This is a genomic window from Heyndrickxia sp. FW510-T9 (assembly GCF_058781025.1).
Map to the genome: position 1 here is coordinate 40,357 of NZ_JBYSWK010000016.1, position 25,471 is coordinate 65,827.

The following is a 25,471-nucleotide window of genomic DNA, read 5'->3' on the forward strand; positions in this document are numbered from 1 at the left end:
GAGCAAGGCGCCTTCGCTTTTCTTATCACTTTGTCAGCATTCGTGAAATAACTAATCTTTGAATCTCTTGTGTTCCTTCATAGATTTGTGTAATTTTTGCATCACGCATAAATCTTTCAACTGGATAATCTTTTGTATATCCATAACCACCAAACACTTGAACAGCCTCCGTTGTCACCTTCATTGCTGTATCCCCAGCAAAAAGCTTCGACATTGCCGATTCTTTTCCGTATGGCAATCCATTCGACTCTAGCCATGCTGCTTGATAGGTTAATAGACGAGAAGCTTCCACATTTGTTGCCATGTCCGCTAATTTAAATGAAATCCCTTGGTTTGCCGCAATTGGCTTACCAAATTGATGGCGATCTTTCGCATAAGCAACAGCCGCGTCAAGTGCACCTTGAGCAATTCCCACCGCTTGGGCAGCAATCCCATTACGCCCACCATCTAATGTCATCATCGCAACTTTGAAACCATCCCCTTCTTCTCCTAGAAGGTTTTCCTTTGGAACAATACAATCTTCAAAAATAATTTCTGTAGTTGGCGATGAACGGATTCCTAGTTTTTTCTCTTTCTTACCTACGGAGAACCCAGGGAAATCAGATTCGATAATAAAGGCACTGGTACCTTTTTGCTTAGAGGATGGATCTGTTAAAGCAAATACAACATAAATATCTGCAATCCCGCCGTTAGTAATGAAAATCTTAGAGCCATTTAATACATAGTGGTCTCCTTCAAGACGTGCAGTTGTTCTCATGCCACCAGCATCCGATCCAGAGCCTGGTTCTGTTAAGCCATAGCCGCCAATCTTTTTGCCTTCTGCCATTGGACGTAAATATTTTTGTTTTTGTTCTTCGGAACCAAATTTAAAAATCGGCCATCCTGCCAAAGAAGTATGAGCGGAAAGCGTTACACCAGTTGATGCACAAACTCTTGATAGCTCTTCTACCGCAATACAATAAGCCAAATAATCACTACCAATACCACCGTACTCTTCTGGCCATGGAATACCCGTTAGACCAAGTTCGGCCATCTTATCAAAAATCTCACGGTCAAAGCGTTCCTCTTCATCACGTTCCGCAGCTGTTGGAGCTACTTCATTTTCTGCAAAATCACGGACCATTTTTCGAATCATTTCATGTTCTTCAGATAGTTTAAAATTCACTAACTTCTCCTCCTAGACTAAATATTTGCTAATAACAACGCGCTGAATTTCGCTTGTACCTTCATATATTTCGGTGATTTTCGCATCTCGGAATAGCCTTTCTACCGGATATTCCTTCGTATATCCGTAGCCCCCAAACACTTGTATTGCCTCTGTTGTTACCTCTACAGCCGTACGAGAAGCAAATAATTTTGCGATGGAAGCTTCTTTACCACAAGGAAGTCCTCCGGTACGAAGGTTTGCCGCTTGGTATACAAGTAATTTTGCAGCTTCTACACTTGTCGCCATATCCGCCAGCTTAAAGCCAACCCCTTGTTGTGCAGCAATTGGCTTACCAAATTGCTTCCGTTCCTTTGCATATTCAACTGCCTTTTCAAAAGCTGCTTCACCTATCCCAAGGGCTTGGGTAGCTATTCCAATACGTCCGCTATCCAAGTTAGCCATGGCAATTTTAAAGCCTTGTCCCTCTTCACCTAATCGATTTATTACAGGAACCTTCATGTCTTCAAAGGTTAGTTGTACGGTTCTAGAGCCATGTAGCCCCATTTTGTGTTCATCTTTACCGACTATTAGTCCTGGAGTATTCTTTTCTACAATGAATGCGGTGACCTCATCTTGATCTGTTTTGGCAAATACAATGTAGATATCTGCTTCACCGCCGTTTGTAATAAACATTTTCGAGCCATTTAGTATATAATAATCCCCTTGTTTGACCGCTTTTGTTCGAAGGCTTCTAGCATCTGAACCCGCATTTGCTTCTGTTAAGCAAAATGCTCCTAAATATTCCCCTGATGCTAGTTTCGGAACATATTTTTGTTTTTGTTCCTCGGTACCAAAATACAGGATTGGACTTGTGCCCACTGATGTGTGTACCGAAAGAATAACCCCTATTGTTGCACTGACTTTAGAAAGCTCATGTAACGCGATAACATAAGACGTATAGTCCATTCCCGATCCGCCATACTCTTCGGGTACTATAATTCCCATCAAACCAAGCTGCCCCATTTTTCGGAGGATTTCTCTCGGGAATTCACCATTTTCCATTCTTTCTATAAAAGGGACAATTTGTCTTTGCGCAAAATCACGAACCATGTTTCTCATCATGATTTGCTCTTCTGTAAAATGTAGATCCATCCCTGTCACCCCTTTGTTCTATCTAATCTCCTAGTTAGTTATAAGTATAAAATCCGCGTCCTGTTTTCTTACCTAACCAACCAGCTTTTACATATTTTCTGAGTAGTGGACAAGGTCGGTATTTATCATCTCCAAACCCTTCATGAAGGGTTTCCATAATATAGAGACATGTGTCTAAACCGATAAAATCAGCAAGAGTAAGTGGTCCCATTGGATGGTTCATCCCAAGCTTCATAACCTCGTCAATCGCTTCCTTCGTTGCTACTCCTTCATATAATGTATAAATTGCTTCATTGATCATTGGCATAAGGACACGATTGGAAACGAAACCTGGAAAATCATTAACCTCTACTGGTACCTTGTTCAATGTCTTTGTCATATCTTCAATGACTTGATATACCTCATCAGCTGTCGCAAGCCCACGAATGATTTCCACCAGTTTCATGACTGGTACCGGATTCATGAAATGCATACCTATCACTTTTTCCGGTCGCTTCGTAGCTGCAGCGATTTCTGTAATTGGTAGTGAGGATGTGTTGGAAGCCAAAATTGTATGCTCTGGTGCAATTTGATCTAAATCAGCGAAAATTTTCGTTTTAATATTCATGTTTTCAACTGCTGCTTCAATGACAATATCCACTTCTTTGGCATCTTCTAGATTCGTAGATTTCACTAAATTAGCTAGAATGCTATTCTTTTCGGCTTCCGTCATTCTTTCTTTCTGAACCTGACGGGAAAGATTTTTAGAAATAATACCTAAACCTTTTTCCACAAACTCATCCTTTAAATCATTTAAAATTACTTTATAGCCAGCTTGTGCACAAACTTGGGCAATTCCCGAACCCATTTGGCCAGCACCGATAACCATTACTGTTTTAATATTCATTGAATGGACCTCCCTGTTTAAGAGATAAGAAAGTAAAAGTTTTTATCTCAAAGTAATTTAACAAGTGTTGACTCTGTCTAGCTCCGGCGCCTATCGGCTAGCGGATTTCTACGTCTCCTCCCTACGATAAGTCAACATCAGGTGAAAATGGTAGTTCAATTTTCAATAGCTCGTGAACTACCTCACTGTGTTTCCTTTATCTCAGTCGAAGACTACGAAATCCGTACGCCAATGGGCAAGGCGCCTCCGCTTTTCTTACTTAACCTCTATCATAATAGCGTCGCCTTGACCGCCTCCGGAGCAAATGGCAGCTATTCCAATTCCGCCTCCGCGTCTTTTTAACTCGTAAGCTAGTGTTAAAATAATTCTCGCACCACTTGCACCAATCGGATGTCCAAGCGCAACGGCCCCGCCATTGACATTTACTTTTTCCGGATTAAGATTAGCAATTTTACTGCTAGCTAATGAAACAGCCGAAAATGCTTCGTTTATCTCAAACAAATCGATTTCATCCACAGTTTTTCCTGTTTTCTTTAAAAGCTCATTGATGACTAATCCAGGTGTTTGTGGAAAATCTTTCGCTTCTATCGCAATAGCTGTATGGCCCAAAATGTAAGCTAGCGGTTCTTTGCCTTCTTTCTGTGCTCTTTCTTCACTCATTAATACCAACGCTGCAGCACCATCATTGACTCCAGGTGCATTTCCCGCTGTTATCGTTCCGTTCTTATCAAAGGCAGGAGATAATTTTTCCAATTTCTCAAGGGAAGTATCTTTTCTTGGTGCCTCATCATCTTTTATTACAATTGGTTCCCCTTTGCGCTGCGGAACTGCAACAGGGACAATTTCCTCTGCTAACAACCCTTTTTCCGTCGCTTCAACGGAACGTTGATGGCTCCTATACGCCCACTTATCTTGCTCTTCTCTCGTAATCTCGAATTCTTCCGCTGTACTGTTTCCATAAGTACCCATATGAACTCCGCTGAAACAACATGTTAATCCATCATGAATCATAAGATCTTTAAGAGGTGAATCACCCATTCTTAATCCCCAGCGTGCGTTAGGAAGAAAATAAGGTGCATTTGACATAGATTCCATTCCACCTGCAACGATCAAATCCTCATCACCAGCACGAATAATTTGGTCTGCTAGAGTAACGCTTCTCATTCCTGATGCACAAACCTTATTAATGGTTTCTGTTTTAACTTCCCAAGGAATTCCTGCTTCTCTCGCTGCTTGTCTGGAAGGGATTTGGCCTTGCCCACCTTGTAAAACAGTACCTAAAATGACTTCTTGTATCTCTTCCGGTTGGACACCCGCGCGCTGGATTGCTTCTTTAACAGCTATTCCACCTAACTGTGTGGCAGTTAATGAACTTAACCCACCGCCAAATTTGCCAAAAGGTGTTCTTGCACCACTTAGAATCACTGTTCTTGCCATTTCAATCTCCTCCTAATAGAAAAGCGTAGGCGCCTTGCTCATCGGCGTATGGATTTCGTAGTCTTCGACTGAGATAAAGGAAACCGTGCTGAGGTAGTTCACGAGCTATTGAAAATTGAACTACCATTTTCACCGAGTGAAATTTGAAGTACCAATTTCACCTGATGTTGACTTATCGTAGGGAGGAGACGTAGAAATCCACTAGCCGATAGGCGCTGGAGCTAGACAGCTCCTAACTTCACTTCAAATTTTATACTACTTTGAGATTCTGATGGTAACCGCTTTCACTAAAGGCTTTTTTCTTAAACCTTATTGCTTTATTCATCTGATTGTTTGATTTCCTCTGTCAGATTTAGAATAGATATTTCTTTTAAGAAAAGATGCCCCGAACTAAACCATATTAAGATCTTAAACAATATACGAAAAGCAATAATTTGAACAAAAATAGCCTTTAATTAATTGACTGAACGCTCGCTCGACAAATCGTTAATGGAAAAGGGACATGAGAGTCCCTTTTTATTTTTATAATCTTATAATAAATCATTAATAGTGGAAATTGAATTATTTTAGTAAAGATTCACAAAATTATTTATGAAGCAACAGTTGTTTGCTCTGGCTCTCCACATACAGCTTTTTCAAGAAGTTCTGCCACATCATATGTTTTAACTGTGTCTTCTACTTCCTTCGCTTTTGTACCATCCGATAACATGGTTAAGCAATAAGGACATCCAGAACTGATGACAGACGGATTTACTGCTAATGCTTGTTCTGTACGTGTAACATTGATACGCTGACCAGTGTCTTCTTCCATCCACATTAATCCACCGCCTGCGCCACAGCACATTCCTGTTTCGCGATTGCGTTCCATTTCCACAAGTTTAACACCAGGCAATGATTTTAAGATTTCACGTGGTGGATCGTATACATCGTTATAACGTCCCAAGTAACAGGAATCATGGAAGGTGATCGTTTCGTTTACCTCGTATTTTGGTACAATACGCCCTTCAATCAATAATGTATGAAGAAGCTCTGTATGATGATACACTTCTGCTTCAAGTCCAAAGTCAGGATATTCCTTCTTAAAGATGTTATAAGCATGCGGATCAATCGTAACAATTTTCTTTATATCATTTTTCTGGAACTCATCAATATTTTGCTGTGCGAGCTCTTGAAATAGAAACTCATTTCCTAAGCGTCGTGCAGTATCACCAGAGTTTTTCTCTTTATTTCCTAAAATTGCGAACTTAACTCCCGCTGCATTCATAAGTTTCGCAAAAGATAGGGCGATCTTCTGACTACGGTTATCGAAGGATCCCATTGATCCTACCCAGAATAAATACTCAAACTCTTCTCCTGCTTTTTTCGCTTCTTTTACAGTAGGAACATGAACATCTTCTCTTGCTTCACGCCAGTTTTCGCGTTCCTTGCGATTTAATCCCCACGGATTTCCTTGCCGCTCGATGTTTTGCATCGCTCTTTGCGCATCTGGATTCATTTTTCCTTCGGTTAAAACAAGATAACGGCGAAGGTCGATAATCTTATCCACATGCTCATTCATAACCGGACATTGATCTTCACAGTTACGGCATGTTGTACACGCCCAAATTTCTTCTTCTGTGATGACATCACCAATAAGGCTTGAACTGTAGCTAATAGCTGCTGCAGACTCCTCTACTCCCTTTCCAGCACTTGCTAACGCAATTTGATTGCCTTTCGTTTGTGCGAATGCAAAGGTTGGAACCCACGGTTGTCTTGAAGTAACGGCGGCACCATGGTTTGTTAGATGGTCCCTTAACTTCACGATTAAATCCATTGGAGACAGCATTTTTCCTGTTCCAGTTGCCGGGCACATATTCGTGCATCGCCCACATTCCACACAAGCATATAAATCTACTAGTTGGTGTTGTGTGAAATCCTCAATCTTTCCAACTCCGTATGATTCCTGCGATTCATCTTCAAAGTTTATTGAACTTAACTTCCCAACACCATCTAAACGATTTAAAAATACGTTTGCCGGTCCCGCAATTAAGTGGGCATGTTTGGATTGTGGAACATATACTAGGAATGATAGTAAGAAAATTAAATGGATCCACCATGCAATATAGAAAATAACGATAGCCGCTGTATTGCCGACCCACCCGAATGCTAAAGCAATACAAGATGCAATTGGCTCAGTCCAAGACAGCTCTTCACCATGCCAAATGATACCCATTCCACTTCCTACTAAAACAGATAACATTAATCCACTGATAAATAATAAGACAAGTCCTGATTTGAAACCTCTTTTTAAACGAACTAATTTTTCAATATAACGACGATAAAAAGCCCAAAAAGTAGCTACTAAAATAACTAGCGTAACAATTTCTTGGAAAAACGTAAAGCCAGAATACAATGGTCCAAGCGGCAGATGGGAATCAGGCGCTAACCCTCTCCAAATAAAATCGATGGCACCAAATTGGACTAATATAAATCCGTAGAAGAACATGACATGTATCGCACCGCTCTTCTTATCCTTTAACAGCTTTTTCTGTCCAAATACGTTGACCCATATCTTTTGCATCCGTTCTTTCATACGTTTATCAAACTCTACTTTTTTCCCTAGTTTGATATATTGAACCCTCGTTTTGACCACGTACACAAACAAGGATATTGCGTAAGCGGTTACAAAAAGAAATGCAATCCAATTCACCCACAATAACCAATTCATATTTGTGAAAACACTCCCCTCTGAGGTGAATATCCTAAAAAAACATATAAATTTTCTGAATGTTGCTTATCTCCATTATATTATGAATGAGCATTCAGTCAACTGATTTTTTGAAAAATTGTTAAAGTAATTAATAGGTAAAATAGTATTTTATCTCTCCTTTTTCAAAAAAGTATCATTTAGGTTCACTATACAATCGCCTCATGAATCCTACATCTTTTGGCTATAATAGTAAGACTTTACAAAGAGGAGGGGTATGATGATATGGGTTTCGATTTTGATCCTTTTCATTCTAGTAGTCGTTGCCTATTGCATCAGTGACTTTATTTTTGGCAAGAAAAAATTTCACCAGCATAGCCCTTCTAGAGACTATTCTAAACGTAAGGGAGATATTCATCTTATTACACATGGAAAGGATCTTTTTTCATTACTTCTGTCCGATATAAAAGATGCAAAATCAAGCATTCATATACTCTTTTATATTGTAAAAGATGATTTATTCAGCAAAGAGTTTTTACAATTACTTATTAATAAGGCTCAAGAAGGAATTGAGGTTCGTCTTTTATTAGATTGGCTAGGAAGCCACAATACTCCAAAATCACTGGTAATGGAATTAAGAAATGCTGGGGGCCATGTTGCTTACAGTAACCGGTTGAAGTTTCCTTTTCCATTCTTTTCCCTTCAGCAGCGGAACCATCGAAAAATTTCAGTGATTGACGGTAAAATTGGATATGTTGGAGGGTACAATGTTGGGAAGGAATACATTGACGAGGATTCTGTCCTTTCCCCATGGAGAGACTACCATCTACGTATCTTTGGCGAAAGTGTTAAAGATTTGCAGATGGAGTATTTTTTTAATTGGAATCATTCTTCAACCACTTCCATTCCAAAGGATGACAAGTATTTTTCAACACTCCAAACAGGCGAAATGCTTCATCAATTCTTCCCTACAGAGGGCTTGCGCTTAGAACACGCCATATGCGAATTAATTGATTCAGCTACAGAATCAATTTGTATTGGCACACCTTATTTTATTCCTTCTGCAATCATTTTAGAGAAATTAATCGATGCATTAAAGAGAGGAGTAAAAATAAAAATTATTGTCCCTAAAAAAGCAGATCACTTCTTAGTTAAGGAAGCGTCTTTTTCCTATTTTCGTTCATTAATAGGTGCTGGAGGGGAGGTATACCAATATTTAAATGGATTTTATCATGCGAAGATAATCATCGTTGATGAGGAAATTTGCCAAATTGGAACAGCTAATTTTGACCGGAGAAGTATCTACTTGAACCTAGAAATTAATTGTTACATTTATGATAAGGATTTTATTCGTAGAATGGTCACCGTTGTGGAAAAGGATATGTCGGATTCTCATCGACTTACGATTGACGAAGTCGCTAATACTTCGTTTGTTACGAAACTGAAGGAGATTGGAACAAAAGTAATTGTAGACTTGTTATAATAATGTCCCAAATGCAGGCACTGCAGTTGGGACATTTTTGGTTTGGTGGGAATTGTCCATAACGGCTAGATTAGTCCGAGTTTGGGCGGAATTTTCCTTAATGTAAATCTAAATTATTTATAGAATGCTTTTTCCCTTCAGAAGAATAGCTAATACCGCTATCTTCCAGCTTAAAATTTTCCAATTTCTCGTTTTTCCCGGTCTTTATGTGGTAAATATGAGCCTCTTTTTTGTAATCGTCCTTATCTGGACTAGTTTGAATATAGACGATATCGTTGGTTTCTTTATTTATTCCGAAATCAAAAAAATTGCCACCCGAATCATGATAGTTTGTAATTAATTTAACTTTTTTAGAAACCAAATCTAGAATATAAAGTTTGCTTACTGCCGGTTTGTTCATTCCTTTCTTTTTCATGTCAGTATCATAGATTACATAGTTATTTATCCCATATATTTGATTTAAAAAGATGTAATTTTTCTTATTATCTTTCAGAGGTAGTGAAGTTAAATATTCCGAATTCTGAACGCTAATAGTAGAATCTTCATTTTTATTTAAATAAAGCTTATAAGGTTCTTTTGGAACTTTATCTAAGACAGATGATGTGTCTAGCATCTCAATGTCAGGTGCCCATACAATACCTTGGGCAGTCATAGTTGCTAATATGTTATATTTTGTAGGTTCGGCATTATATTGAAAATGATATTCTTTTTGGCCAATCTGTAATGATTCTGTTTTCTCTGGTTCTTTTTGAGCTGCTAATGTTTTATGTAGAACTGGATTTACCTTTTTTATAGTAGGCTGTATAGCAGAATTACAAGCAGTTAAAGTAAAGCAACATGCGGTAACGATTAAAAAAATTAACCTGTTCTTCATTGAGTAATACTCCTTTATCAACAAACTAATAATTTTTAAATATAACGGTATTGTTCTTTATGTTTTTTGAGCTTTTATACCAGTTTAACAGTGAATCATAATCTGCTTTTTGAATATCTGCGGATTGTATTGAAACGGTATTATCATTTACCCACCTATACTCTGTAATTGGCCAAGTAGCTTTTTCTATGAACTCTCCAGATAAGATTTTACTTTTCGGCTTTAATAACTCCATGTTCTTCAAATTAATAGGAATGATGTTATTTCTTATTACAAGATTTCCCTCGTTAACACCATAACGAAAAACCACATTTTCTAGATTTGGAGATTGCTTCATATCTATTAAGATTCCATAACCTAGTTCGGCACTAGAAATAATTTTTTTATCTTTTGATATCTTGATTAGGAGAGTCGAGCATAACTTATTTCCACAGTTATACTTTAATATGTTGTAAAAACTTCCATTTAAACTCTTGAGATTTAGGTAACTAGCTGAGCTTCGATCGATTTCTAGCTTTTTATTGGATTGATCATTTAAATATTTTTCATATATAGGAACCGAGCTAATAGGAATGGGAAATTTATCACCTTTTGCGTCAGCAAGCTGAAGTAGTGTTGATTCTTTTTTTCGCGTTTTCGATGTTTCACTAAATAGATTCCACGTTCTTCCCCCATCATTTGACTCCATGATTTGAGCCGATTTCTCATTTATTCCCCAGCCAATTTGTGAGGATGTGAATTTCAGCTTGTGTAAGGTATATGTTAATGAAGCTTTTTTCTTCCACGAATTCCCGCCATCTTTTGTTTGGTAAAGAGTGGAGGTGTCATTATTTATTGAATGCTTTACATTTGCCCAGCCAATTTTGTTACTTAAAAAAGTTACTTCACCCATTCCGTTTAGCGTGGATAACTGCTTCCAATGGTTCCCTCGGTCTGAAGTGGAATAAATGAGCGTAGTGTTCTTCTTCACTCCCCTTATTGTTACGGTAAGAATTCCGTTAGATTGGTCAAAAAATTGCGGTGCACTATAACCTATAAAATTATCCTCCACTAGTTTCGGCAGTGGGATGTTTAATTGATCCCATGTCCTGCCACCATCATTTGTTTTATAAAAAATGACTTCATGCGGGTCATTTCCAGCACCCGTTAAAAATCCATGTCTTTCGTCAATAAATGTGATAAATCTTGGATCTTTCGTATCCGGAATACCTTTCGTCGTATCATCACCCACATGATAGACTAAATTCCATGAGGTTCCTTGATTCCTTGTTTGATAAATATCAAAAGGGCTGTGTCCTAAGCCATATCCACGATGTACCAACATCCATCCTGCTGTTGGACTTATGAAGGAAATACTATAGATATCCGCCTTACCATCCTTTCTTAATCTTGGGACTAGGGATGAATTCCATGTCTTTCCGCCATCCGTTGATTTATATAAATTTGCTCTATCTGCTGTCCAAACTAATTTCTTATTAAATGCATATAGAGATATAAATTCATTTTGTTCCTTGGAAGCTTTGTGAGGGGTAACTTCCACCCACTTATCCTGATTCTTGGTAAATATTTTTTCTCCAGTTGATGCAAAACCGTCTGTATTATTGACCATAAACAATTGAAAAAATTGATTCTTTGGAGTTGGAGTAGAAACATTAGAGGTTATTTTTGAACTAGTGGTTTCTGAAGAAGTATTTTGCTTGTCTACCCTATGAACATTTTTATGTTCCTTACTTTTTGAGGTGGCAATTTCATTTGTGCTTTGCTTACACCCGCAGATAATCCAGCTCATACAGAGTATTGCTATAATCATCCATATTTTCACTTTCATTCTTTTTCACCTATAAGTATTTCCATTATCCAAACCCCTTTCCAACCAAATTTACAATAGTATTTTATCAAATGTTACAGGAATATTAAATATATTAAAAATATATTTCCATCTCCAAATTTCGACAACAAAAAACAGGTACCATATAGATACCTGTCCTATAAATTACATCTTCTCCGGAGCTGAAACCCCTATAAGAGCTAATGCATTTTTCATCGTTATTTGAACGGTCTTAATTAAAGCAAGTCGAGCATTTGTGAGTTCTTCGTTTTCTTTATCCAATACCTTTTCCGCATTGTAAAAGCTATGAAACGCTTGTGCTAAGTCGTAAATATAATTTGTAATGCGGTGTGGGATGCGTTTTTCAGCTGCTTCCGCAATGGCAGATGGGAAGTCGCCCATTTTCTTCAGCAAATCAATTTCTTTCTCAGCTTGAATTAGCTTCACATTAGCTTTTTCATTTAGGGTGAAGCCTTGATCTTCCCCTTGTCGCAGAATACTGCAAATACGTGCATGAGCATATTGGGCATAATACACAGGATTTTCGTTCGATTGGGAAACAGCTAAATCAAGGTCAAAATCCATATGCGTATCTGCACTTCTCATTGCGAAGAAATAACGTACTGCATCCAAGCCTACTTCTTCGATTAGGTCACGCATTGTAACGGCTTTGCCTGTACGTTTACTCATCTTCATTTTCTCGCCGTTTTTATATAAATGAACGAGCTGAATAACTTCTACCTCCAAGTTATTCGGACCAAATCCAAGTGCTTCCATCGCCGCTTTCATACGTGGAATATAACCGTGATGGTCGGCTCCCCAAATATTGATCAGCTTTTCAAATCCACGGTCAAATTTGTCTTTGTGATATGCGATATCTGGAGTTAAATACGTGTAAGATCCATCGTTCTTGATTAGAACACGATTTTTATCGTCTCCAAAAGTTGTTGATCTGAACCATGTTGCACCGTCTTCTTCATAAATTTGGCCTCTTTCACGAAGCTCTTTTAATGTTTCATCAATCTTTCCATTTTTATAAAGAGAGGTTTCAGAATACCAAACATCAAATGGAACACGGAAGTTCTCAAGATCTGTTTTTAATTTTGCCATTTCGTAGTCAAGACCGTACTGTCGGAAAAATTCATAACGCTCCTTCTCATCAGTCTGAGCATACTTATCCCCATATTGTTCAGCCAGCTTCTTACCGATCTCAACAATATCTTTACCATGGTAACCGTCTTCCGGCATTTCTTTATCTTGTCCAAGCGCTTGGAAATAACGTGCTTCCACAGATAAAGCTAGATTATGAATTTGATTCCCGGCATCATTAATATAGTACTCACGACTTACTTCATAGCCAGCTCTATCTAAAACATTACAAAGGGAATCCCCAACAGCTGCACCGCGGGCATGCCCAAGATGTAAATCACCCGTTGGATTAGCAGAAACAAACTCGACTTGTATTTTCAGTCCCTTCCCTGCATTCGAACGGCCATATTCGCTGTCTTCCGATAAAATAGTAGGAATCAAATCCGTTAAATAACTATTATTCATATAAAAATTAATAAAGCCTGGTCCGGCAAGCTCTATTTTTTCAATCGATGCTTTGGAACGGTCAAAATTATTTATGATTTCCTCAGCAATCATTTTCGGCGCCTTTTTCGCAACACGAGCTAGTTGCATCGCAGCATTTGTTGCATAATCACCATGAGCTTTGTCCTTAGGTGTCTCCAAAATAATTTCCGGAATTTGGTCCGCTGTTGCTAATCCAGCCTTAATGATTGCTTCTTTAATTTCATTTTTTAAATTAGTTTGGATTTGTTCCGATATGTTCATCCGTTTACAACCTCCTTATACTCTAAAACCATTTCATATGTACCGACAATAGACCCTTGCATTTTCAAATCATATTTTAAAATGAACTTACCTGATAATTGGTCGGAATCATTCTTTTTATTCTCTAAACTCTTTGTTTTTGTTGTTAATAATAATGTACCATATTCCCCTTCATAGGAACCGGCCTTTTCGCTCTCTAGATCAAATGCCAAACGCATTTTAATAGAACCACTCCGCAAAATTAATGCTTCTTGTTCTTTTACTTTCACTACCGTTTGAATGGAACCTTCTTGCAAAAGCTCTTCATATTTTAAAAAAACAGCTTGCTCTTTTTGATAATATTCTCCGAATAACGTAAGCTCGTACGATTCAACTTCATCACCATGATCAATGGTTGTCTTTAAGTGAATTTTGACAGGGATGCTCATTCTTGTTTCTACTGTCAAACCATTCACATCCTTTACATTTCATCAGTATAACCTTTTAAGTATAAAAATAATTAGATAGAAAATCAATTTAAAAATTTGATGGACATTCAAAAGAAAAAATATATAAAATGTCCTTCATCTAACGTATGAAGGACAGGTCATGATTAATATACGTGCTTTCTATCCTTCATTACTGAATCGAATTAGAAAATTCACTTCAGCTAAAAAAAAGACACTTATTTTCATAAGTAGTTCGGTTGTGAAGTAGAAAAACTGAATTCACAAGGTCAATATCAAGCTAAATCGCATACTTTTTAGATAATAGAATTACACAGAAAAACGCAAAGGTTTGAGCATCCTCTGCGTTTTTTATAATCAAATGACCAGTTCTTCACCAAACGCAAAAACACATCAATTTTTGCCAAAGAACTTCACTGCAAAAAACAATAAGATGTGATGTCCTTAAACAAGTAACCAGCAAAAGGAAAATAAGCGGAGATTTTTCCGTTAAATGCAGAATAGAGCTCGTTTTTGGGTAAATAAGGGGAGATTTTCCGTTTATTCACAGCAAAATCTCCTAATTTTGCATCTTTCGAGACAATAAGCGGAATCTCTCCCTCTATTTATGCCTTTTTTATTAATAAGTACGAATTAAGCGGAATTTCTCCCTCTATTTATTAGATCGAGTACTTGACCTGTCCCCCAACATAAACTCGATAAGTCTAATAAATGATTACACAATTAACAACGTTTTTGACAATGCTCTTAACACATAACCTGTTAAAACCTGTGCTAAATCTGTTGCTATTTTCAATATTTAAACTTAATAATCCTTGTCATAATAGGAAGCGGATTTATATGCTAATTCGCTTGCTAAAACTCCTTTTCTTTTTATTTTTCTACCTCTGAACCGAACTACTTATTATTTTCATAAGCATCTTTATAAAGTAAGGATTAAAGCGGAAACCGCCGGCGTTAGAATCATAGCTGTTTTTAACACAACCTTTGGAACAAGATTTGTAAATTTCGCTCCGATATATGCTCCTAGCATCGTCCCGATTAAAACCTGTAGTAATAGTATTGGATCTAAATATCCTTCCGTTGTAAAGCCAATTCCACCGCCAATCGCAATTGGGACAATAACAAGCATAGTTGTACCTACTGATTGGCGCAGTGTAAGTCCTAAAAACGTTAGCAATCCTAATTGAATAAATGGTGTTGAGCCAATTCCAAAGGTTCCCGAAAGAACTCCAACGATTATTCCTAATATTGCAGCCTTTAGCACGAACACTACATTTATCCTCATTCTCTCATCTCGTACCGTTTTTTCCTTAAGTAAAAATAATCTTACAACGAGTAACAGCGATGACAGAAACAGCATACCAGCTGTAAAAAAGTGCATGTAATCCGTTGGGATGAGGGCTGCAATTTTGGAGCCTACATAAGAACCTACCGCTCCAAACAATCCCACAATGATACCAACCTTCACCGCCATATTTCCTTCACGATAATGACTAAATGCACCAGATAGACTTGTAAAAGCCATGGCTGATAATGACGTTCCTAACGCAGTATGAATTGGTATTTTAAAAACTAAAGTTAAAATTGCAATTATAAATCCGGATCCACCTGCTCCCACAAAACCTAAAATTGCTCCTAAAACAAGCATAGTTAAAATAATTATCAATGGTGTCACTTCCAAAAATAGTTTTTCATTTTTTTAGTATAAACGAATTTCTGCTCTTTTTGGAGTAATGCATGTTTTAAGTTGTAAAAAAACAAGCCGATAAAAATACCGACTTGTTCATTTAACAGATAAGAATTTTGTCTAGCTACAGGTGAAATTTGCACTTCAATTTCAATAGCGCCTATCGGCTAGCGAATTTCTACGTCTTCTCCCTACGATAAGTCAACATCGACTCGTCCCTCGCCGTGTTTCCTTTATCTCAGTCGAAGACTACGAAATCCGTACGCCGATGAGCAAGGCGCTTCCACTTTTCTTATTTCACCCAGCCAAGAATCATTTCACGAATTAACTTGCTGGCAGTATTTGCTGTTTGTTCAGATGGATCATAGATTGGGGCAACCTCCACAAGGTCACACCCAACAACATTCACATTGGAACGCGCAATCTCATGGATGGATGCAAGTAACTCTTTAGAAGTTATACCACCGCAGTCTACTGTACCTGTTCCAGGGGCATGTGCAGGGTCAAGGACATCAATATCAATCGTGACATATACAGGGCGACCAGCCAGCTTCGGTAAAATTTCTTTCAATGGTTCTAATACTTCAAATTTTGCAATGTACATCCCATTATCCTTCGCCCATTGGAATTCTTCCTTCATTCCAGAACGAATACCAAATGAAAACACATTTTCTCCACCAATTAATTCGGCAGCTTTGCGAATTGGCGTGGAATGAGAAAGTGGCTCTCCTTCATAATCCGTACGCAAATCAGTATGGGCATCCATATGAATAATGGCTAAATCCGGATATTTTTTATACATTGCTTTAATAACCGGCCAAGAGACTAAATGCTCCCCACCCATTCCGATTGGGAACTTATTATCCTTTAAAAGAGAATCAATATAATCCTCAATCATTTCAATACTTCTTTGCGGATTTCCGAATGGTAAAGGAATATCACCTGCATCAAAGTATTTAACTTCTTCTAATTCCCGATCCAAATATGGACTGTACTCTTCTAAACCAATGGACACTTCGCGAATACGGGCAGGACCAAAACGAGAGCCCGGGCGATAGCTTACTGTCCAATCCATTGGCATTCCATAGATTACCGCTTGGCTTTCTTTATAGTTTTGATGGCTGCGTATAAACACATTTCCAGAATAAGCTTCATCAAAGCGCATCCTTACCCCTCCTTAACGAGTTAAATCTTGAACAAACTTCGGTAAAACAAAAGCAGCTTTATGAAGCTCTTTCGTATAGTATTTTGTTTCGATTTCATGGAATCTGTCTTCACTTACTTCTAATGGATCGTATTTTTTGGAACCTAGAGTAAATGTCCACATACCGCTTGGATAAGTTGGTACATTTGCTGTATATAAACGAGTGATTGGGAAGATTTCCTTCACATCTTTTTGAACTTCACGAATTAAATCAGCTTTAAACCATGGATTATCTGTTTGAGCAACAAAGATTCCATCTTCTTTTAATGCCTTTGCAATTCCAGCATAAAACCCTTTCGTAAATAAATTTACAGCTGGACCAACTGGTTCTGTAGAATCTACCATAATAACATCATATTCATTTTCACTTTTAGCAATATGCATAAATCCGTCATCCACGCGAACATCTACACGAGGATTGTCCAATTCACCAGCAATGCTTGGTAAAAACTTTTTAGAGTACTCAATCACTTTTCCGTCAATATCAACTAAGGTTGCTTTTTTCACGCTTGGGTGTTTTAAGATTTCACGGATAACTCCTCCGTCTCCCCCACCAACAACTAGTACTGTCTCAGGATTTGGATGTGTGAATAATGGCACATGTGCAACCATTTCGTGATAAACAAACTCATCTTTTTCGGTTGTCATTACCATGTCATCTAAAAGGAGCATATTTCCCCATTCTGCGGTTTCTACCATATCTAACTTTTGAAATTCCGTTTGTTCCGTATGTAAAGTTTTATTTATTTCCATTGTAATTCCGTAATTTTCTGTTTGCTTCTCTGTAAACCAAAGTCCAGCCATTATATTCTTCCTTTCTGTATTTGGATTCTCTTTAGTACAAGACGCTTCCATTTTTCTTATACTATTCCCTTAAACAATATAAATACAAACATGAGAAAAAGTATAGAGAATTCTTCTAAAAATGCAAGAAAAATTTTATCCTATTTTTCATGTTTAAAACATGTTTCGTTACTTCATACTGATTAATAGATTTTTTGAAGGACAAATGTGCAAGCGCCTTGCTCATCGGCGTACGGATTTCGTAGTCTTCGACTGAGATAAAGGAAACACAGTGAGGTACGAACTATTGAAAATTGAACTACCATTTTCACCTGATGTTGACTTATCGTAGGGAGGAGACGGAGAAATCCGCTAGCCGATAGGCGCTATTGAAATTGTAGTGCAAATTTCACCTGGAGCTAGACGTAAACCATTTTTAAACTTATCAACAGGATTTAATTTTCATAATACCCCAAAGGTCATGTGAGGTGATGGTCATGGAAACAATTACAAACCCTAGAATGCAAAAAAGCAAGAAATATTTTCGCTTTCTACTTTTTGCCCTACTGATTATTGCCGTCGGTTTGTCCATATTTATATTGGCGGTCTATTTGTATGCCAAAATTCTCGGACCTCCACCATTAGCTGTACCACAATCAACCCTTTACTATTCGAGTGATGGGTCCATAATCGGGGAAAGCAATAGTGGACAGAAACGTTATTGGGTACCTTTGAGTGATGTTTCTCCAGATGTTGTAGATGCGACCATTTCCATTGAAGACAAGAATTTTTACCATCACCATGGCTTTGATTTAAAGCGCATTGGTAGTGCGGTCTTGGCGGACACAATCGCCATGCATAAAGTCCAAGGCGCCAGTACTATTACACAACAGTATGCAAAAAATTTGTTTCTCACAATGGATAAAACATGGACTAGGAAAATTTCAGAGGCCTTTTATACCATTCGTTTAGAGATGAACTATACAAAGAAACAGATATTAGAAGGATATATAAATACGATAAATTATGGGCATGGTGCATATGGAATTCAAGCAGCAAGCCAATTTTACTTCGGGAAAGATGCGAATCAATTAAGTCTGGGCGAGGCGGCTATGCTCGTCGGTATTCCTAAAGGCCCAAGCATCTATTCACCTGTTATTTCTTATGATAAAGCGAAAAATAGACAGCTTCTTGTATTAAAATCGATGGAGGAAAATGGGTATATTACGGACCAGGAAGCAAAATCAGCTGCACAAGAAAATTTCACAATCGTTGGCAAGCATGCTTATCATCGTTCCGATTTAGCTCCTTATTTTCAAGACATCGTTAAGCATCAACTCAAATCAACGTTAGGCTTAAGTGACCGAACCATCAACTTAGGTGGCCTTCGAGTATATACAACGTTGGATACTAAACAACAACAAATTGCCGATGAGGTCATTAAGGAAAGCATTTCGGAGAATTCAGATATACAAGTAGGCTTCACAGCAATGAATCCAAATACGGGATTTGTAACTGCACTAGTTGGTGGAAGAAACTATAATGAGAGTCTGTATAACCGAGCCGTGCAAGCTAGTCGGCAACCCGGGTCCACTATCAAACCGCTCCTATACTATGCTGCATTGGAAAAAGGCTTTACTCCAACAACAATGATGCGTAGTGAACCAACAACCTTTAAGTTTGATAACGGAAGAGCAGAATATACTCCTCACAATTTTAATGACCAATATGCAGATGGAGAAATAACAATGGCTCAGGCGTTAGCTCTATCTGATAACATTTATGCAGTAAAAACACATTTATTTTTAGGGGAAAATACATTGGTCAATACTGCGAAGGAATTTGGCATCACAACCAAGATGGCGAAGGTTCCTTCCCTCGCTCTTGGGACCTCCGGTGTTCGTGTGATTGATATTACCCGTGCCTTCAGTATGCTTGCTAACGGAGGAAAAAAGGTGGAGCCCGTTTTTATAACAAGGGTGGAAGACTATCAGGGAAAAATATTATACGAATATAAGCCTCATAATTCTCAAGTCTTACGACCGGATCTTGCATATGTCATGACACAAATGATGACGGGGATGTTTGATAAAAAATTAAACGGTTATGCCTCCGTTACTGGGTCTACCATTATTAATCAATTAACTCGCCAATATGCAGGAAAATCAGGGTCAACGAATACAGATAGCTGGATGATTGGATATTCTCCACAACTCACAGCTGGAGTTTGGACTGGATATGACAAAGGAAATGAAATAACATTAGCGGCAGATAAACAATACGCCAAAACAATTTGGGCCCGTTTTATGGAAAGATCGCTTAAAGACGAACCTATCAAAACCTTCAAAGCACCAAAAGGCGTTGTGTCTGTACCGATTGATCCCGGGAGTGGGAAAATCGCAACAAAGGATTGTCCTGTCTCACGAGATATGTATTTTGTTAAGGGTACAGAACCGACAGATTACTGTGATATACATGGCAAAGGAGAAAAACCACTTCAAAAGCATAAAGATAAACAGAAAAAGGATGGATGGTTGCATAAGCTATTTAAATGGTTATAAGAAAAGCGGAGGCGCCTTGATCATCGGCGTACGGATGAGTGAAATTTGAAGTGTAATTTCACCTTCGTAGTCTTCGACTGAGATAAAGGAAACCGTGCTGAGGTAGTTCACGAGCTATTGAAAATTGAACTACCATTTTCACCGAGTGAAATTAGCATTTCCAATTTCACCTGATGCCCGCTTATCGTAGGGAGGAGACGGAGAAATCCGCTAGCCGATAGGCGCCGGAGCTAGACAGAGTCACTACTTACACCAAAAATAAAAAAAACTCGGGTGTGCGGCCCGAGTTTTTTTATGTCCTAGATTTGTATGTGCAAACCATAGTTTTTAGTTTACTGGTATTTTTTGAAATCAGCAAGTCGACTTATTTAGGTTTATCCAACTGTCAAACTTTGTTCACATTTTCGTTAATTATTGTAAGCAATTTTTATTAATTGTTGCATTTCGTCTTTTGTTAATAAATTTTATACATAGTTTAGCTTCGAGGTATCTTTTCTTAAAATAATTCCATTTTATTGCCAATGAAAAGTTTACCGCGGATTTTACTTTAAAATGAACAAGGTTTAGAAAAGAACCTTTATTTTAAAATAATTTTACTCAGTCTCTAATTCCTTTTTCAGATTTTCGCTTGATCGATTCCACATGTTCTCATCATGATTTTTGAGGAAATCGGCCAACACCATTTTGGATTTGGCATCCATATGATCCACGATAATTTGCCGTTTCAATGATTTATCTAAGCGATTCACATGTTCAGGCAATGATTTATATCCGCGTCTCGCTTCCTTATTAACCGTCATTTCACATGCTGTTACCCCTGCATAATATAGGCCATCGTCTTTACGTTCCATAGTTACCCAAACTAACCAATACGATTTTGCTCCTGGCGGGACTTCCTCTCGGTTTGGTAAGAACTTGACTCGCTTCTCTACTGCACTTTTTCCATGCATCGCTCCAATATCAACAACGGCATCGCCTTCTTCAATATCAATAATAACGGGAGAAACGTTATCTAAGCTGAGAGCGCCCATCCCAAAACCTTTATGGTCATCTCTTGGATCTTTTTTTACGATGTTAAATTCAAGTTTCTTTTTTCCCGGTTCCATTGTAAAAGCCTCCTTCTATGTATAAAGCTGTATTGAATCATGCTTTGTGTAAAGTCTTTGTACGTTTACGGACACTGGTTCCGTTATTTGTGAAAATACGGGCTAATTTCTTATGTTTCCGGACAGAGGTTCCGCTATTTCATAAAAATCATGGAAAAATAGGTGTCATTTGGCCTAATAACGGAACATGTGTCCACTTAACCCTTGAAAATACCCTTTTTGTCACAGATAACGGACTCTGTGTCCGCTTTTGATTTAATACACTATAAAAACATTGAAAAAATCGCATTAAACTGTACAATGAAAAAATGCGAAACATTGGTTATTAATGGTGTAATAGTATACCTATCTAGCGGCGTTACTAAGATGATAAGAAAAAGAATAATACTATATTGTTCATACTGCGTTAGTTTTGCTCTTATGGATGGACTGACAAGGTCTTCAATAATGCGGTATCCATCCAATGGCGGCAAGGGAATTAAATTAAATACCATTAGCATTAAATTTATTCTAATAAAGTAACTTAAAAAATCCATGACAAAAGCAGGACCGCCTAGTCCAGCATTTCTTGTTGCGAAAAAATACCATAATCCGTACCCAATAAATGCCATCACCAAATTGCTTAATGGCCCCATAATGGACACTAATACACCAGCAGCCCTCGGGTTCTTAAAATAATTCCGATTCACAGGTACAGGACGTGCCCAACCGAATCCTGCGATAAGGATAAGGATGGTCCCAAACGGATCAAGATGATGAATCGGGTTTAATGATAATCGACCTTGCTTCTGCGCTGTCGGATCACCAAATTTATATGCTGTAAAGGCATGAGCAAATTCATGCACGGTAAATGCAATAAGTAGTGTAATAACAACAAACGGAATCTCTTGAATGGAATACGCAAAGATATTATTTAGAAAGTTCACACTCGGGTCCCCTTTAGTTTTTAATCAGTCTATTCCCTCTTATTCTTTAGTATTCAATACTTTAAACTGAAATACCTTTATCTTACTATAATCTGCTTGCTTTCGTTTTGCAAAAAACATACACTTTTCTTATATAAGAAAGGAGCTATTCATTATGCCATATATAACCGTAAAGATGTTAGAAGGACGCACAGAAGAACAAAAAAAGGCATTAGTTGAAAAGGTAACGCAAGCTGTTAGTGAAACAGTAAATGCCCCTAAAGAAAATATCGTTGTTTTTATTGAAGAAATGTCCAAGAACCATTATGCCGTTGGCGGAAAACGCTATAGCGACCAATAATTACTACATATTCACAGCAACAGATTTTTAGTAAAGCTGTTTTCGTATTGATAACTGCGTTTCATAAATGGCTAAAAAACATACAGTTGGCTTTACTCCAGGGCATCTTTTCTTAATAAGTTTTTTTGTTAACCCAATCGGAATATTTATAAGATTTTTGTCTTACAAAAGAAAAAAAGTTTATGAAAAGTGCCTTTATTAGCAAATATTCACAAAACTCACTTTCTATAAAAATAGCCAAGTCCCCCTTAATTAGGCTTGGCTGTTTTTTTAAGCTCTTCGATATATTCATATGCTTGGTCTATTTCTTCTTCCGTATAACGCTGCTTTGCTTTTACTTTATTAATCTTTTCGATTACCTCTTCTTTTGGTAAATTATCAAAGTATAAAACAGTAGAAACAAGCTCCAGATAGCGAGAATTTTGTTCGTTCATGTTCGTTAAACATTCTTTTAAGTAAGGCATTTCGGTTTCATATAAATGAAGAAATTCCTGCCCATTTTCTGTAATCGTATACCTGTACTGATAATATCCGCCCTTTTTTTCTTTTACCTCGCCAATAAAACCTAAGTTATATAGTTCTTCTATTCTTAATGTTAATTCTTCCGAATAAGGGCCATAGAAATGAAACTGGAACTTTTCCTGGAAGGGAAATAACAACTTTTTGGCTATGTAAATCATTTTTTGCAGTTTTTTACGGCCAACAATCTCACCTGAAGCTGAAAGTGCACTCATTATTCTTACATGATCCTTTAACAAAGTACTTCATCTCCTGCATCAAATACTATTTCAATCCCTCTAAAATAGAACGAATTTCTTGCTTTACTTCAATATGATTCGTATCATCGTAAATAAAATCTTTTGGATAGTATAATTTATGGTCGGTACGACGCTTACCAGAAATTGCATCGACAATATCGGATTCCCTGGACAATTCACGAAGCTCACCATTCGGCATCAATAAATGAATTGGTAGGCGCTCCTCTTCCTCGCCAGGACGATAAAAATCATAAGGTAGATCGGATGATGAATCCACCACTAAATAATAATTAGGGTCGATACCGGCACTTGCGAATAATTTCTCTAACTTACTATGTACTTTGAACTGTTTCGCCGGGTCGAACTCGACATATTTAAATAGATTCCGGTTCATAAACCTTTTACACAAATCTTTTAATATCGGATCGTCTTCCTCTTGCCACATCTGAAAATAATATAATATGACAGATTCATCTAATTTTAAATAGTCTTCTAATGTCATTTCATCCTCAAAAAGGGAATAAAAATGAATGGGATGATGTTTAAATGAGTAAAAATCTTCATGTAGTGATTTTGCACGATGTAAAATTTTCGTAAGGATAACCTCTGAGCTTCTCGTTACAGGATGGAAATATATTTGCCAATACATTTGGTAGCGGCTCATGATGTAGTCCTCGACCGCATGCATCCCGCTGTATTTAAATACCACTTGATCTTCACGTGGTCTCATTACGCGCAGAAGCCTTTCCATATCGAAATTACCATAGCTTACACCAGTAAAATAGGCATCACGGAGTAAATAATCCATTCGGTCTGCATCTAATTGGCTTGAGATCAAACTTACAACTAGCTTATTTTCGTATGTTTTTGCAATGACCTCAGCAACTTTTTTTGGAAAATCGGGACATACTTTTCGTAAAACAGCGTTGACCTCGGTATTTCCAACAATAATTTGTTGTGTAAACTCCTCATGGTCTAGTGTAAATACCTTTTCAAATGAGTGAGAAAACGGTCCATGCCCTAGGTCATGTAACAATGCAGCACATAATGAAAGCAATCGTTCCTCACCATTCCACTCAGGGCGGCCATCAAATACATCATCGATGATTCTTCGGACAATTTCATAAACACCCAAGGAGTGATTAAAACGGCTATGTTCTGCACCGTGAAAAGTAAAGTAAGTTGTTCCTAATTGGCGAATTCTCCGTAATCGCTGGAATTCCTTCGTTCCAATTAAATCCCAAATAACTTGATCACTGACATGAACATATCGATGAACAGGGTCTTTAAATACTTTTTCCTCGTTTAGTTTTCGTTTGGAATATTCCACTTAATAACCCTCCATGTCTATCATGGTTATATTATAGCGAGTTTCTTTTCATAATGAAAGATTTGGATTTATGCTTTGAAAAGTTGCGAAACTATCATCTTTTTTACAATATTGGTATAAAACTAATTGAATTTGTCCATGCTTTGATTAACAAGGAAAGTTAAATTTTTCAATGGGAGTTGAGAATAATGAAATCTCGCCAAGATGCTTGGACAGATGAAAATGATTTAGTTTTAGCAGAAACCGTTTTGCGCCACGTTCGGGAAGGCAGCACTCAATTAAATGCTTTTGAAGAGGTTGGAGATAGCTTAAATAGAACATCCGCCGCTTGCGGTTTTCGTTGGAATGCGGTTGTTCGGCATAATTATGAACAAGCTCTTCAACTAGCAAAAAAACAAAGAAAACAAAGACAGCGACTATTAGGTAAAGACCAAGGCGGCAAGAAAAAACTACTCTATCAACCGCCTACTCCTACACTTGAAGATGTAGAGGAAATAGAAATGCCATTACAAACAATTGTATTGGAGCAGGAGGAACTTGCAGAAGAGTTAACACCAGTTGTAACAACTAATATGCCTTCTTTACCTGTGCCTGTCATCAATAAAAGCAATGAAGAAATGAGTTTATCAAAAGTAATTGGATATTTACAATACTTAAATAATACGCAATTTCAATCAACTATGTTAAAAAGTGAGAATGCAAGATTAAAGCATGAGCTTTCTGATGTTAGACGCAAAAATGAAGAGCTGCAAAAACGAATTAATGGGCTTGAGCAAAATTCTGTTACCATGCAGGAAGATTACGAAACATTGATGAAAATTATGAATCGTGCCAGAAAACTTGTGTTATTTGATGAAGATGAGCCAGCTACTTCTACTTTTAAAATGGACCGAAACGGTAATTTGGAGAAGTTGGCTGAATAGGAAGAACCCTGTTCCATCATCGGAACAGGGTTCTTTTGAATTTGGTAGGTCTATAGTCCTAAATCAGGCTATTTG

At 37.6% G+C, this 25,471-nt stretch carries 20 protein-coding genes; 4 read left to right on the top strand and 16 right to left on the bottom strand.

The genetic code is table 11. The features are described from left to right. Nucleotides 1–25 precede the first annotated feature (25 nt). From AC3WJF_RS10585 to AC3WJF_RS10605, 5 genes are all read right to left on the bottom strand, one after another. Complete coding sequence (locus AC3WJF_RS10585; RefSeq protein ID WP_492451900.1) at nucleotides 26–1,165, bottom strand: acyl-CoA dehydrogenase; 1,140 nt, start codon at nucleotides 1,163–1,165, stop codon at nucleotides 26–28. A gap of 12 nt (nucleotides 1,166–1,177) precedes the next feature. Then, complete coding sequence (locus tag AC3WJF_RS10590; RefSeq protein ID WP_492451901.1) at nucleotides 1,178–2,299, bottom strand: acyl-CoA dehydrogenase; 1,122 nt, start codon at nucleotides 2,297–2,299, stop codon at nucleotides 1,178–1,180. A 34-nt stretch (nucleotides 2,300–2,333) separates the two neighbouring features. Further along, nucleotides 2,334–3,185: a 3-hydroxybutyryl-CoA dehydrogenase gene (locus tag AC3WJF_RS10595; RefSeq protein ID WP_492451903.1), complete on the bottom strand. Its 852-nt coding sequence runs from the start codon at nucleotides 3,183–3,185 to the stop codon at nucleotides 2,334–2,336. Between the two features lie 255 nt (nucleotides 3,186–3,440). Beyond that, nucleotides 3,441–4,622 carry an acetyl-CoA C-acetyltransferase gene (locus AC3WJF_RS10600; protein ID WP_492451905.1) on the bottom strand — a complete coding sequence of 394 codons (1,182 nt, stop codon included), beginning with the start codon at nucleotides 4,620–4,622 and terminating at the stop codon, nucleotides 3,441–3,443. Nucleotides 4,623–5,211: 589 nt separating this feature from the next. Further along, a complete protein-coding gene (locus AC3WJF_RS10605; protein ID WP_492451907.1) occupies nucleotides 5,212–7,329 on the bottom strand; it encodes a heterodisulfide reductase-related iron-sulfur binding cluster in 2,118 nt (705 codons plus the stop codon). A gap of 256 nt (nucleotides 7,330–7,585) precedes the next feature. Here AC3WJF_RS10605 and cls point away from each other — a divergent pair, with 256 nt between their 5' ends. Beyond that, on the top strand, nucleotides 7,586–8,791 hold the full coding sequence (cls, locus tag AC3WJF_RS10610; RefSeq protein WP_492451909.1) for a cardiolipin synthase: 1,206 nt from the start codon (nucleotides 7,586–7,588) through the stop codon (nucleotides 8,789–8,791). Nucleotides 8,792–8,888: 97 nt separating this feature from the next. On the opposite strand, the gene AC3WJF_RS10615 is transcribed toward cls, so the two are convergent. The 7 genes from AC3WJF_RS10615 to speE form a co-directional block, all read right to left on the bottom strand. Next, nucleotides 8,889–9,665: a hypothetical protein gene (locus AC3WJF_RS10615; RefSeq protein ID WP_492451911.1), complete on the bottom strand. Its 777-nt coding sequence runs from the start codon at nucleotides 9,663–9,665 to the stop codon at nucleotides 8,889–8,891. 25 nt (nucleotides 9,666–9,690) lie between these two features. Continuing rightward, nucleotides 9,691–11,493 carry a WD40/YVTN/BNR-like repeat-containing protein gene (locus AC3WJF_RS10620; RefSeq protein WP_492451913.1) on the bottom strand — a complete coding sequence of 601 codons (1,803 nt, stop codon included), beginning with the start codon at nucleotides 11,491–11,493 and terminating at the stop codon, nucleotides 9,691–9,693. A 165-nt stretch (nucleotides 11,494–11,658) separates the two neighbouring features. Further along, nucleotides 11,659–13,329 carry an arginine--tRNA ligase gene (gene argS, locus AC3WJF_RS10625; protein ID WP_492451915.1) on the bottom strand — a complete coding sequence of 557 codons (1,671 nt, stop codon included), beginning with the start codon at nucleotides 13,327–13,329 and terminating at the stop codon, nucleotides 11,659–11,661. Beyond that, a complete protein-coding gene (locus AC3WJF_RS10630) occupies nucleotides 13,326–13,784 on the bottom strand; it encodes a YwiB family protein (protein ID WP_492451917.1) in 459 nt (152 codons plus the stop codon). The genes argS and AC3WJF_RS10630 overlap by 4 nt, the downstream gene beginning before the upstream one ends. A gap of 913 nt (nucleotides 13,785–14,697) precedes the next feature. After that, the gene (locus AC3WJF_RS10635; protein ID WP_492451919.1) at nucleotides 14,698–15,444 is read right to left on the bottom strand and encodes a sulfite exporter TauE/SafE family protein; all 747 of its coding nucleotides are present in this window, start codon (nucleotides 15,442–15,444) and stop codon (nucleotides 14,698–14,700) included. 313 nt (nucleotides 15,445–15,757) lie between these two features. Further along, nucleotides 15,758–16,630: an agmatinase gene (speB, locus tag AC3WJF_RS10640; protein WP_492451921.1), complete on the bottom strand. Its 873-nt coding sequence runs from the start codon at nucleotides 16,628–16,630 to the stop codon at nucleotides 15,758–15,760. A gap of 12 nt (nucleotides 16,631–16,642) precedes the next feature. After that, a complete protein-coding gene (gene speE / locus AC3WJF_RS10645; protein ID WP_492451922.1) occupies nucleotides 16,643–17,473 on the bottom strand; it encodes a spermidine synthase in 831 nt (276 codons plus the stop codon). Nucleotides 17,474–17,949: 476 nt separating this feature from the next. On the opposite strand from speE, the gene AC3WJF_RS10650 reads away from it, so the two are divergent. Then, entirely contained in the window at nucleotides 17,950–20,013 is a 2,064-nt protein-coding gene (locus AC3WJF_RS10650; protein ID WP_492451924.1) for a transglycosylase domain-containing protein, read from the top strand. A 593-nt stretch (nucleotides 20,014–20,606) separates the two neighbouring features. Here the strand turns inward: AC3WJF_RS10650 and AC3WJF_RS10655 are convergent. Both AC3WJF_RS10655 and AC3WJF_RS10660 read right to left on the bottom strand, forming a co-directional pair. After that, nucleotides 20,607–21,119, bottom strand: a complete 513-nt coding sequence (locus tag AC3WJF_RS10655; protein ID WP_492451926.1) for a YwhD family protein — start codon at nucleotides 21,117–21,119, stop codon at nucleotides 20,607–20,609. A 263-nt stretch (nucleotides 21,120–21,382) separates the two neighbouring features. After that, nucleotides 21,383–22,045 (bottom strand): site-2 protease family protein, encoded by a 663-nt coding sequence (locus AC3WJF_RS10660; protein WP_492451928.1) that lies wholly within the window; start codon nucleotides 22,043–22,045, stop codon nucleotides 21,383–21,385. Nucleotides 22,046–22,199: 154 nt separating this feature from the next. Here AC3WJF_RS10660 and thmT point away from each other — a divergent pair, with 154 nt between their 5' ends. After that, complete coding sequence (gene thmT, locus AC3WJF_RS10665) at nucleotides 22,200–22,385, top strand: 2-hydroxymuconate tautomerase (protein ID WP_492451930.1); 186 nt, start codon at nucleotides 22,200–22,202, stop codon at nucleotides 22,383–22,385. Nucleotides 22,386–22,633: 248 nt separating this feature from the next. Here the strand turns inward: thmT and AC3WJF_RS10670 are convergent, their stop codons facing one another. Continuing rightward, entirely contained in the window at nucleotides 22,634–23,143 is a 510-nt protein-coding gene (locus AC3WJF_RS10670) for a YwgA family protein (RefSeq protein ID WP_492451932.1), read from the bottom strand. A 25-nt stretch (nucleotides 23,144–23,168) separates the two neighbouring features. Continuing rightward, nucleotides 23,169–24,473: an HD domain-containing protein gene (locus AC3WJF_RS10675; protein ID WP_492451934.1), complete on the bottom strand. Its 1,305-nt coding sequence runs from the start codon at nucleotides 24,471–24,473 to the stop codon at nucleotides 23,169–23,171. 188 nt (nucleotides 24,474–24,661) lie between these two features. Between AC3WJF_RS10675 and AC3WJF_RS10680 the strand changes: the two genes are divergently transcribed. After that, nucleotides 24,662–25,396, top strand: a complete 735-nt coding sequence (locus AC3WJF_RS10680) for an RsfA family transcriptional regulator (RefSeq protein ID WP_492451935.1) — start codon at nucleotides 24,662–24,664, stop codon at nucleotides 25,394–25,396. Nucleotides 25,397–25,471: the final 75 nt, after the last annotated feature.

Coding starts and splice junctions, on each gene's coding strand:
- AC3WJF_RS10650 (WP_492451924.1), top strand. CDS start 17,950: ATGGAAACAATTACAAACCCTAGAATGCAAAAAAGCAAGAAATATTTT.
- AC3WJF_RS10680 (WP_492451935.1), top strand. CDS start 24,662: ATGAAATCTCGCCAAGATGCTTGGACAGATGAAAATGATTTAGTTTTA.
- AC3WJF_RS10615 (WP_492451911.1), bottom strand. CDS start 9,665: ATGAAGAACAGGTTAATTTTTTTAATCGTTACCGCATGTTGCTTTACT.
- AC3WJF_RS10620 (WP_492451913.1), bottom strand. CDS start 11,493: ATGAAAGTGAAAATATGGATGATTATAGCAATACTCTGTATGAGCTGG.
- cls (WP_492451909.1), top strand. CDS start 7,586: ATGATGATATGGGTTTCGATTTTGATCCTTTTCATTCTAGTAGTCGTT.
- AC3WJF_RS10590 (WP_492451901.1), bottom strand. CDS start 2,299: ATGGATCTACATTTTACAGAAGAGCAAATCATGATGAGAAACATGGTT.
- AC3WJF_RS10595 (WP_492451903.1), bottom strand. CDS start 3,185: ATGAATATTAAAACAGTAATGGTTATCGGTGCTGGCCAAATGGGTTCG.
- AC3WJF_RS10605 (WP_492451907.1), bottom strand. CDS start 7,329: ATGAATTGGTTATTGTGGGTGAATTGGATTGCATTTCTTTTTGTAACC.
- speE (WP_492451922.1), bottom strand. CDS start 17,473: ATGGCTGGACTTTGGTTTACAGAGAAGCAAACAGAAAATTACGGAATT.
- AC3WJF_RS10600 (WP_492451905.1), bottom strand. CDS start 4,622: ATGGCAAGAACAGTGATTCTAAGTGGTGCAAGAACACCTTTTGGCAAA.
- speB (WP_492451921.1), bottom strand. CDS start 16,630: ATGCGCTTTGATGAAGCTTATTCTGGAAATGTGTTTATACGCAGCCAT.
- AC3WJF_RS10655 (WP_492451926.1), bottom strand. CDS start 21,119: ATGGAACCGGGAAAAAAGAAACTTGAATTTAACATCGTAAAAAAAGAT.
- argS (WP_492451915.1), bottom strand. CDS start 13,329: ATGAACATATCGGAACAAATCCAAACTAATTTAAAAAATGAAATTAAA.
- thmT (WP_492451930.1), top strand. CDS start 22,200: ATGCCATATATAACCGTAAAGATGTTAGAAGGACGCACAGAAGAACAA.